The following is a 9,676-nucleotide window of genomic DNA, read 5'->3' on the forward strand; positions in this document are numbered from 1 at the left end:
TCCCAGTTCTCCACGTCCACGATCACGATCTGACCGGGGTGCACCTCGTTGAAGAGGATCTTCTCGGAGAGCTGGTCCTCGATCTCGCGCTGGATCGTGCGGCGCAGCGGCCTGGCGCCGAGCACCGGGTCGAACCCGCGCTTGGCCAGCAGCCGCTTCGCCCTGTCGGTCAGCTCGAGCGCCATGTCCTTGCTCTTCAGCTGGCCCTCGACCCGGCCGATCATCAGGTCGACCATCGTGATGATCTCGTCACGCGTGAGCTGGTGGAAGACGATGATGTCGTCGATCCGGTTGAGGAACTCCGGCCGGAAGTGCCGCTTCAGCTCGTCGGTGACCTTGGTCTTCATCCGCTCGTAGTTCGAGCCCTGGTCGTGCCCGCCGGTGAAGCCGAGACCGACCGCCTTGGAGATGTCCTGGGTGCCGAGGTTCGAGGTGAAGATGATCACGGTGTTCTTGAAGTCCACCGTACGGCCCTGGCCATCGGTCAACCGGCCGTCCTCCAGCACCTGCAACAGCGTGCCGTAGACCTCCTGGTGTGCCTTCTCGATCTCGTCGAAGAGCACCACCGAGAACGGCTTGCGCCGCACCTTCTCGGTGAGCTGGCCGCCCTCCTCGTAGCCCACGTACCCGGGAGGGGCACCGAAGAGCCGCGAGGCGGTGTAGCGGTCGTGGAACTCGCCCATGTCGATCTGGATGAGCGCGTCGTCCTCGCCGAACAGGAAGTTCGCCAGCGCCTTGGACAGCTCGGTCTTACCGACGCCGGACGGGCCGGCGAAGATGAACGAGCCGGACGGGCGCTTGGGGTCCTTCAGGCCGGCGCGGGTGCGCCGGATCGCCTTGGAAACCGCAGCGACGGCGTCCTCCTGGCCGATGATCCGCTTGTGGATCTCGTCTTCCATGCGCAGCAGCCGAGTGGTCTCCTCCTCGGTCAGCTTGAACACCGGGATGCCGGTCCAGTTCCCCAGCACCTCGGCGATCTCGTTGTCGTCGACCTCGGCGACCACGTCGAGATCACCTGAGCGCCACTGCTTCTCCCGCTCGGCGCGCTGCGCGACCAGTTGCTTCTCCCGGTCCCGAAGGCTCGCCGCCTTCTCGAAGTCCTGCGCGTCGATGGCGGACTCCTTCTCCCGGCGCGCGTCGGCGATCTTCTCGTCGAACTCGCGCAGGTCTGGCGGAGCGGTCATCCGGCGGATCCGCATCCGGGCACCGGCCTCGTCGATCAGGTCGATGGCCTTGTCCGGCAGGAACCGGTCGTTGATGTAACGGTCGGCCAGCGTCGCGGCGGCCACCATCGCGCTGTCGGTGATCGAGACGCGGTGGTGCGCCTCGTAGCGGTCGCGCAGACCCTTGAGGATCTCGATGGTGTGCTCGACGGTCGGCTCGCCGACCTGCACCGGCTGGAAGCGGCGCTCCAGGGCGGCGTCCTTCTCGATGTACTTGCGGTACTCGTCGAGTGTGGTGGCACCGATGGTCTGCAGCTCGCCGCGGGCCAGCTTGGGCTTCAGGATCGAAGCGGCGTCGATGGCGCCCTCGGCGGCGCCCGCCCCGACCAGCGTGTGCAGCTCGTCGATGAACAGGATGATGTCGCCGCGGGTGTTGATCTCCTTGAGGACCTTCTTCAGGCGTTCCTCGAAGTCACCGCGGTACCGGCTGCCGGCCACCAGTGAGCCGAGGTCAAGCGTGTAGAGCTGCTTGTCCTTCAGCGTCTCGGGCACCTCGCCGTGCACGATGTCCTGGGCCAGGCCCTCGACGACGGCGGTCTTGCCGACGCCGGGCTCGCCGATCAGCACCGGGTTGTTCTTGGTGCGCCGGCTCAGCACCTGCATGACCCGCTCGATTTCCTTCTCGCGGCCGATGACCGGGTCGAGCTTGCCCTCCATCGCGGCCGCGGTCAGGTTGCGGCCGAACTGGTCGAGCACCAGCGACGTGGACGGGTTGCCCGCCTCGCCACCGCGGCCACCGGTGCCGGCTTCCGCGGTCTCCTTGCCCTGGTAGCCGGACAGCAGCTGAATGACTTGCTGACGCACCCTGGTCAGCTCGGCACCCAGCTTGACCAAGACCTGGGCCGCCACGCCTTCGCCCTCACGAATCAGGCCGAGCAGGATGTGCTCGGTGCCGATGTAGTTGTGGCCCAGCTGCAGCGCCTCGCGAAGGCTCAGCTCCAGAACCTTCTTGGCGCGCGGGGTGAACGGGATGTGGCCCGACGGAGCCTGCTGGCCCTGGCCGATGATCTCCTCGACCTGGCTGCGCACGCCTTCCAGCGAGATGCCCAGCGATTCCAGCGACTTGGCTGCGACGCCCTCACCCTCGTGAATAAGTCCCAACAGGATGTGCTCGGTGCCGATGTAGTTGTGGTTGAGCATCCGGGCTTCTTCCTGAGCCAGGACGACGACCCTGCGGGCGCGGTCGGTGAATCTCTCAAACATCGGTGGTTACCTGCTCTCCATCAATAGGCACGGCGCATGCGCGCGATACCTACCGTCCACTCTAATGGGCGGCGCTCCCGGGTGCCCCGCCTGGCGGTCGTTCGCCAACAGGACGACCGGAGGCGCGAAAGGCGCCATCCGCCCCGTACCCGGTCCTGCAGATGACAACGCGGAGGGCGCCCAAAACGTTTCCCGTGCCGACCTGCGGCCAGTTCGCCACGAGCGAAAGCGCGATTCGACGGCCCCCAGCTGGGGACCGGCCGGCAACGGCCGGTTAGGTTGCCGCGTGGAAGGCGTCGATCACGTCGGCGGGGATGCGTCCGCGGGTGGACACGTTGTGTCCGTTACGACGGGCCCACTCGCGGATAGCGGCGCTCTGTTCGCGATCGATCGCCGCACGGCCGCGGCCCGAGCCGGCCGACCGTCCGCGTCGACGGCCTCCGACGCGTCGTCCCGCGTCCACCCACTGCTTCAGATCGCCGCGGAGTTTCGTGGCATTCTTGGTAGAAAGGTCGATCTCATAGCTCACTCCGTCGAGCCCGAATTCGACCGTCTCGTCGGCGGCGCCCTCACCGTCGAAATCGTCGACCAACGTGACGGTCACTTTCTTCGCCATTGGCTCACACTGACCCTTCTGCCTGGCACATAGTGTCACATAGTGTCTGGTCTGAATCTCTCGAACCCTGACCAATGTGCCATACGAGCGCATCCCATTCAACACAGGATTTGTCGAGATGTTCAGTTGCCTTGGCGTCGAACAATGGGGAACAAAGCCGTTTCCCGAATTGACAGTCCAGTCAAAACCATCAACAACCGATCGATGCCCATTCCGGTGCCAGTGGATGGCGGCATCCCGTACTCCAACGCGGTGAGGAAATCCTCGTCGAGGACCATTGCTTCATCGTCTCCGGCGGCCGCCGCGCGCGCCTGCGCGGCGAACCGTTCCCGCTGTATGACCGGATCGATCAGTTCGGAATATCCGGTGGCCACTTCGATGCCCCGCAGGTACAGGTCCCACTTCTCGGTGACACCGGGAATGCTGCGGTGGGCACGGGTAAGTGGGGTGGTTTCCTCCGGGAAGTCGCGGACGAACGTCGGCGCCGAGAGCTCGTTGCCGACGGTGTGCTCCCAGAGTTCTTCGACAATTTTGCCGTGCCCGTAACCGCGGTCGCTGGGTATCTCCACACCTAGCCCGTCAGCGAACCCCAGCAGCCGATCAACCGGCGTGGACGGCGTCACGTCTTCGCCGAGTGCGCCGGACAACGACGGATACATTTGAATCGTGTCCCATTGGCCATCGAGATCGTAGGTTGTGCCATCAGGCAACGGCACCTTTCTGGTTCCGATGGCTTCGTCGGCAACCTCTTGAATTAGCTCACGGGTCATCGTCGCGGAATCGTCGTACGTGCCGTAGGCCTGGTATGTCTCGAGCATCGCGAATTCGGGCGAATGCGTCGAATCCGCGCCTTCGTTTCGGAACACCCGATTCAGTTCGAAAACCTTCTCGAAACCGCCCACCAGGCAACGCTTGAGGAAAAGTTCGGGCGCGATCCGAAGGTACAGGTCGGCATCGAGCGCATTGGAATGCGTGATGAACGGGCGGGCCGCCGCGCCGCCGGCCAACGTCTGCAGCATCGGCGTCTCGACCTCCAGGAAACCGCGCCGTTCGAGCGCCGACCGCACGGCGCGAACGACGGCGATGCGCTGGCGGGCGCTGGCCCGGGCCTCCGGGCGAACGATCAGATCGACGTAGCGCTGCCGTACCCGGGATTCTTCGCTCATCTCCTTGTGAGCAACGGGCAGCGGCCGCAGCGCCTTGGAAATGATTTGCCAAGAGTGGGCAAGAACAGACAGTTCACCGCGTCGCGAGCTGATCACCTCGCCATGCACGTAGACGATGTCGCCGAGGTCGACGTCGGTCTTCCAGCTGTCCAGCGAGTCCTGCCCGACCTTGTCCAGGCTGATCATCGCCTGCAGCTGGGTGCCGTCCCCCTCCTGAAGGGTGGCGAAACAGAGCTTGCCGGAGTTGCGGGCGAACAGCACCCGTCCCGCAACGCCGACGACGTCGCCGGTCTCCGTATCCACTGGCAGGTCGGGGTAGGCAGAGCGGATCTCGGCCAGGCTGTGGGTGCGCGCCACCTCGACGGGATAGGGAACCCGGCCTTCGGCGAGCAGTCGCTCCCGCTTGGCCTGACGGATCCGGAATTGCTCTGGAACGTCGGCCTCGTCGGCGTCGGGCTGCTCAGGTGATGTCACGACGTGCCAGCTTAAATGAACTCGTGACGGCTCCCATCAACGCTGCGGCGCTAGCCGCGTTGGCCCACGAGCCAGTGGACTGGCGGTTCAAGGGGCTGCCGGCGTCGTGGTGGGGCCGCACCCCCGCGCAGATCTGTGCCGAGGCCCCCAACCTGGTCGACGACGGTGCCGTCGGGCCGGTCTGCGTGCTGCGCGCCGAAGCGCTGGCGCACAACCTGACAACGATGGCCGCGTGGTGTCGCGATCGCGGCGTCGAGCTCGCCCCGCACGGCAAGACGCACATGGCCCCACAGCTGTTCGCCCGCCAGCTCGACGCCGGATCGTGTGCAATCACCGCGGCGAACATCAGCCAGGTCCGCACCTACCGCGCGTTCGGTGTGCGCGATGTCGTATTGGCCAACGAACTGGTGGACGCGGCCGGACTGCGGTGGCTGGCCGCGGAGTTGAGTGCCGACCCGGACTTCACCCTGCTGTGTTGGGTGGATTCGCTCGACGGGGTGCGGCTGATGGCGTCGGAACTCGCGGCGGCCGACGCGCGCCGCCCGGTCGACGTCTGCGTCGAGGTCGGCAAGGCCGACGGCCGAACGGGCTGCCGCGGCCCGTCCGCCGTCGACGAGGTGGCCCGGGCCGCCGCGGACTGTCCTGCGCTGCGGTTGGTCGGTGTGGCGGGCTACGAGGCGGCGCTCGGCCACGACGTGTCGCCGGACGCGCTCGCCCGCGTCACCGGTTACCTGTCCGAGCTGCGTTCGGCGGTCGAACGGTTGGCCGGCCTGTCGGTGCGCACCATCATCCGCAGTGGCTGCTATCTCACCCACGACCACGGGCTGTACGCCAGGACCTCACCGCTGGGATTGCTTCCCGGTTTGCAGGTGTGGGCCCAAGTGATGTCGTGGCCGGAGCCGGATCTGGCCTTGCTGACGATGGGACGCCGCGACGTGTCCTTCGATCAGGACATGCCGGTGCCGCTCGCCCCGTCAGACAGCGCGGTCACCAAGCTCAACGATCAGCACGCGTACCTGAGACTGGGCCCGAACGACCGCGACCGCGTCGCGGTCGGCAGCTGGCTGCGGTTCGGGATATCCCATCCCTGCACCACATTCGACAAATGGCAGATGATCCCGGTGCTCGATGACGACGACCGCGTGGTCGACCTGATCCGCACGTTCTTCTAGCGATTTCGGCGTGATTTCCAGCGCCTACCGCAGGTTTTCACGCCGAAATCACAACATCAGCGGGCTTGCTTGAGCCTGCCGCGCTGGCTGTCGCGGTTGCGTTCGTACACCAGCCGCAGCCCGTCGAGCGTGAGGTGCTGGTCATAGTGCTCGACGGTGGTCATGTCGGGCAGCAGCAGCGGCGCGATGTGCCCGGTCGCCACGACCGCGATGTCGTCACCGCCAAACCCCTCGACGTCGTCGCGAATGCGGCGCACCAATCCGTCGACCAGCCCGGCGAACCCGAACACCGCGCCGGCCTGCATGCACTCGACCGTGTTCTTGCCGACCACCGATCGCGGCCGGGCCAGCTCGACGCGGCGCAATGCCGCCGAGCGCGCCGCCGCCGCGTCGGAGGAAACTTCGACACCGGGTGCGATTGCACCGCCGAGGAACTCGCCCTTGGCCGATACGACGTCGACGCAGATCGACGATCCGAAGTCCACAACAATCGCGGCCGTGCCGTATTTCTGGTATGCCGCAAGGCAGTTGACTATGCGGTCGGCGCCGACCTCCTTCGGATTGTCAACGAGCAGCGGGATACCCGTGCGCACACCGGGCTCGATCAGTACGTGCGGAACCGATGGCCAGTACTGGCCGAGCATCTCACGCAATTCGTGCAACACCGACGGCACGGTCGACAGTCCGGCAGCGCCGGTCAACCGCTCGGAGTCGTCGCCGATCAGGCCGTCGATGGTCAGCGCCAATTCGTCGGCGGTGACCTCCGACTCGGTGCGAATCCGCCAGTCTTGCACCACTTGGGCATGGTCGCCCGATCCTGAGATCAGCCCGACGACGGTGTGGGTGTTGCGGACGTCGATTGCTAGCAGCACGGGTTCTACCGGGGAGACACCAGATCAGCTGCGTCGGCCGGGACGTGGGCGGGATCGTGGCCCACATCGATCTGCTTGTTATCGGCGTCGACGAACACAATGCGCGGCTGGTATGCGCGGGCTTCGGCGTCTTCCATTGTTCCGTAGGCGATCAGGATGACCAGATCGCCGGGGTGCACCAGATGCGCAGCGGCGCCGTTGATCCCGATCACACCGCTGCCACGTTCGCCGGTGATGGCATAGGTGACCAGCCGCGCGCCGTTGTCGATGTCGACGATGGTGACCTGTTCGCCGTCGAGCAGGTCGGCGGCATTCATCAGGTCGGCGTCGATGGTCACCGATCCGACGTAGTGCAGATCGGCCTGTGTCACTCTGGCGCGGTGGATCTTCGACTTCAGCATTGTTCGTAACATCAGTTCCTCCATGGTAATTCGTGATTCTCGTCCGACCCGACGGATCGTTGCCCGTCGGTATCGGCGATTGATCCGACGTCTATCGCGATGTTGTCCAGCAGTCTGGTCGTGCCCAGCCGGGCTGCCAGCAGCATGCGGGCCATACCCTCGGCGGGCGCCGGCCCGAGCGCAGGGTCGCGCACCTGCAGGTAGTCCACGTCGATGGCGGGCACCTCATCGAGCACCGCGCGGGCGGCATCCAGAGCGGCGGGCGTCCCGCCGGACGCGGCGTACATTCCGGCCAGCACGGCGGCCGACAGCGCGCCGGCCTGCTCCCGCTCGACGGGGTCGAGGTACCGGTTGCGCGACGACATCGCCAGCCCATCCGGTTCCCGGACGATCGGTACGCCGACGATCGACACGTCGACGTTGAAGTCGGCAACCATCTGCCGAACCAGAACCAGCTGCTGATAGTCCTTCTCGCCGAAGAACGCCCGATCCGGCCGGACGATCTGCAGCAGCTTGAGCACCACGGTCAGCACGCCCGCGAAATGCATTGGCCGCGCGGCACCTTCAAGTTCTGCACCCAACGGGCCGGGGTGAACGGAAGTCCGCAATCCGTCGGGATACATCTCGGCGGCCCTCGGTGTGAAAACCACCTCTACCCCTTCGGCGCGCAGAAGCGCAACGTCGTCGTCGAGGGTCTTCGGGTAGGTGTCGAGGTCTTCCTCGGCGCCGAACTGCAACGGGTTGACGAATACAGACACCACGACCACCGAGCCGGGCACCCGCCTGGCGGCCCGCACCAGGGCCAGGTGTCCGCCGTGAAGCGCGCCCATGGTCGGCACCAGCATCACGCGTCGACCGGTGTGCCGCAGTGCGCCGGTTACTTCAGAGACTTTGCGCGCGGACGTGTAGACGTTGAGTTCACCGGCGACGAACTCGGGCGGCTTGCGGATCGTCATGACTGCCCCGCTTCCGCAAGCACCGCGAAGACGTCGTCGGGTGCATGCGCGCGCTGCGCTGTGCGCAACGAGTTGGCCCGATATGCTTGCGCCAGTTGGGGATCCACTTCGGCCAGTGCCCGCAGGTGATCGGCGACCGCGCCGGCATCGCCGCGGGCAACCGGGCCGGTCAGCGCGGCCTGCCCGCGCTGCAGCGCGTTGTCCAGGGACGCCCGAGCCAACGGTCCGACCACCCGCTCGGCAATGCCGCCGGGTTCGTCTCCGACGAGTTCCTGCCCGAGCAGCTCTTGACCCCAAAGCGCGGCCCGCAGTGCTTCGACCGCATCGAGCATCACGGTGACGACGTGATTACTGGCATGGGCCAGCGCGGCGTGGTACAGGGAGCGGGCGTCCTCGCGCACCCGGAACGGCTCGCCGCCGATCTCGAGCACCAGCGACTGCGCGATGGCATAGCCGACGTCGTCGGCGGCGGTGATGCCGAAACAGGTGTCGGGCAACCGGGTGATGTCTTCGTCGGCACCGGTGAAGGTCATCGCGGGATGAATCGCCAACGGTATGCAGGCCTGCTCGGTCAGGGGCGCCAGCACCCCGATGCCATTGGCGCCCGAAGTGTGCGCCACGAGGGTCCCCGGCCGCACCGCGCCGGTGGCCGCGAGACCGGAAACGACGGTGGCGAGCTCGGCATCGGGCACGGCGATCAGCAGCAACTCCGCGCGGCCGGCAACCTCATGGACCGGCAGCACCGCGGTGTCGGGCAGCCGGCGCTCGGCGCGCTTCCGGGAGGCGAGTGAGATTGCGCTGCACGCCACCACCACGTGGTCGGCGCGCTCCAACGCGACGCCGAGCGCAGTGCCCACTCGGCCGGCGGAAATGATTCCGACGGACAGCCGGGCCGGACGCATCCCGTCGTGGGGACCCCATGCGCGCGTAGCGGACTGCTCCATCGCAGACGACCTCGCAAGGTTCTGTGGTTTCGTTCCGGTCCTGCGCTGCGGGTACCGGACGGTCTGTATGAGACTAACTCACTCTTCGCGACGGCGGCGACGACCGCCGCCCGAGGACCCGACATCCAGCCGGGCCAGCAGCTCAGCAACGGAGTGCCCGCCGGTGTGTTCTTTGTCACGGTTCCCGGACTCCTCGCCACTGCGATGGCGCGGCGCGGCCGGCTCCGGCGGCGTTGGCGGTGGCGGTTGGGGAGGCGGTGTCGCCTGCGGGGGCGGCGGCGTCGATGAGGACGGCCGTCCCGGGTCAGCGGCGTCGGCGGGCGCGGAATGCTTGCCCCGGCGTGGTTCCCCGGGCGGTGTGGACATCACCGGCTCGGGAGCGCGTCGCTTGCCGACATACTCACCTGAAGACCCGTTCTCCGCGACCGGCGACGCCCAGTTGCTGCGCGGCATTCCGGCGGGGATCCACTCCCCTTCGGCAGGCGCCGGCTGCCAGTCGGTTGACCCTGTGGGATTGCTCACACGCTCCGGCTCCTGCTGGGGCGGTGCCGTCGGCGGCTCCCATGCCCGACGCTGTTCGGCCGCCCGCTGCTCGGCTGCGCGCAGTTCGGCCGCCCGCTGCTCGGCCGCCCGCTGCTCGGCCGCCCGC

At 66.9% G+C, this 9,676-nt stretch carries 8 protein-coding genes and 1 pseudogene; 1 reads left to right on the forward strand and 8 read right to left on the reverse strand.

Annotation, left to right across the window (positions count from 1 at the left end; all coding sequences use genetic code 11):
- From ACRDU5_RS06035 to lysS, 3 genes are all read right to left on the reverse strand, one after another.
- Positions 1–2,426 (reverse strand): ATP-dependent Clp protease ATP-binding subunit (locus ACRDU5_RS06035; RefSeq protein WP_526613579.1); only part of this gene is annotated, 2,426 nt, incomplete at its 3' end.
- Positions 2,427–2,700: 274 nt separating this feature from the next.
- On the reverse strand, positions 2,701–3,042 hold the full coding sequence (lsr2, locus tag ACRDU5_RS06040) for a histone-like nucleoid-structuring protein Lsr2 (protein ID WP_526613580.1): 342 nt from the start codon (positions 3,040–3,042) through the stop codon (positions 2,701–2,703).
- Between the two features lie 122 nt (positions 3,043–3,164).
- Entirely contained in the window at positions 3,165–4,682 is a 1,518-nt protein-coding gene (lysS, locus tag ACRDU5_RS06045) for a lysine--tRNA ligase (protein WP_526613581.1), read from the reverse strand.
- A gap of 23 nt (positions 4,683–4,705) precedes the next feature.
- Here lysS and ACRDU5_RS06050 point away from each other — a divergent pair, with 23 nt between their 5' ends.
- Positions 4,706–5,854 carry an alanine racemase gene (locus ACRDU5_RS06050; RefSeq protein ID WP_526613582.1) on the forward strand — a complete coding sequence of 383 codons (1,149 nt, stop codon included), beginning with the start codon at positions 4,706–4,708 and terminating at the stop codon, positions 5,852–5,854.
- Positions 5,855–5,910: 56 nt separating this feature from the next.
- Here the strand turns inward: ACRDU5_RS06050 and ACRDU5_RS06055 are convergent, their stop codons facing one another.
- From ACRDU5_RS06055 to ACRDU5_RS06075, 5 genes and pseudogenes are all read right to left on the reverse strand, one after another.
- Positions 5,911–6,726 carry a type III pantothenate kinase gene (locus tag ACRDU5_RS06055; RefSeq protein ID WP_526613583.1) on the reverse strand — a complete coding sequence of 272 codons (816 nt, stop codon included), beginning with the start codon at positions 6,724–6,726 and terminating at the stop codon, positions 5,911–5,913.
- 5 nt (positions 6,727–6,731) lie between these two features.
- Positions 6,732–7,139 carry an aspartate 1-decarboxylase gene (gene panD / locus ACRDU5_RS06060; RefSeq protein WP_526613584.1) on the reverse strand — a complete coding sequence of 136 codons (408 nt, stop codon included), beginning with the start codon at positions 7,137–7,139 and terminating at the stop codon, positions 6,732–6,734.
- Positions 7,139–8,083, reverse strand: coding sequence for a pantoate--beta-alanine ligase (panC, locus tag ACRDU5_RS06065; RefSeq protein WP_526613585.1), 945 nt, complete (start codon positions 8,081–8,083; stop codon positions 7,139–7,141). The genes panD and panC overlap by 1 nt, the downstream gene beginning before the upstream one ends.
- Positions 8,080–9,027 carry a Rossmann-like and DUF2520 domain-containing protein gene (locus tag ACRDU5_RS06070; protein WP_526613586.1) on the reverse strand — a complete coding sequence of 316 codons (948 nt, stop codon included), beginning with the start codon at positions 9,025–9,027 and terminating at the stop codon, positions 8,080–8,082. The genes panC and ACRDU5_RS06070 overlap by 4 nt, the downstream gene beginning before the upstream one ends.
- 78 nt (positions 9,028–9,105) lie before the next feature.
- A pseudogene (locus tag ACRDU5_RS06075) lies at positions 9,106–9,676 on the reverse strand (hypothetical protein); the annotation flags it as partial.

This window comes from Mycobacterium sp. (genome assembly GCF_050701515.1).
In the GTDB taxonomy this organism is placed as follows: Bacteria; Actinomycetota; Actinomycetes; order Mycobacteriales; family Mycobacteriaceae; genus Mycobacterium.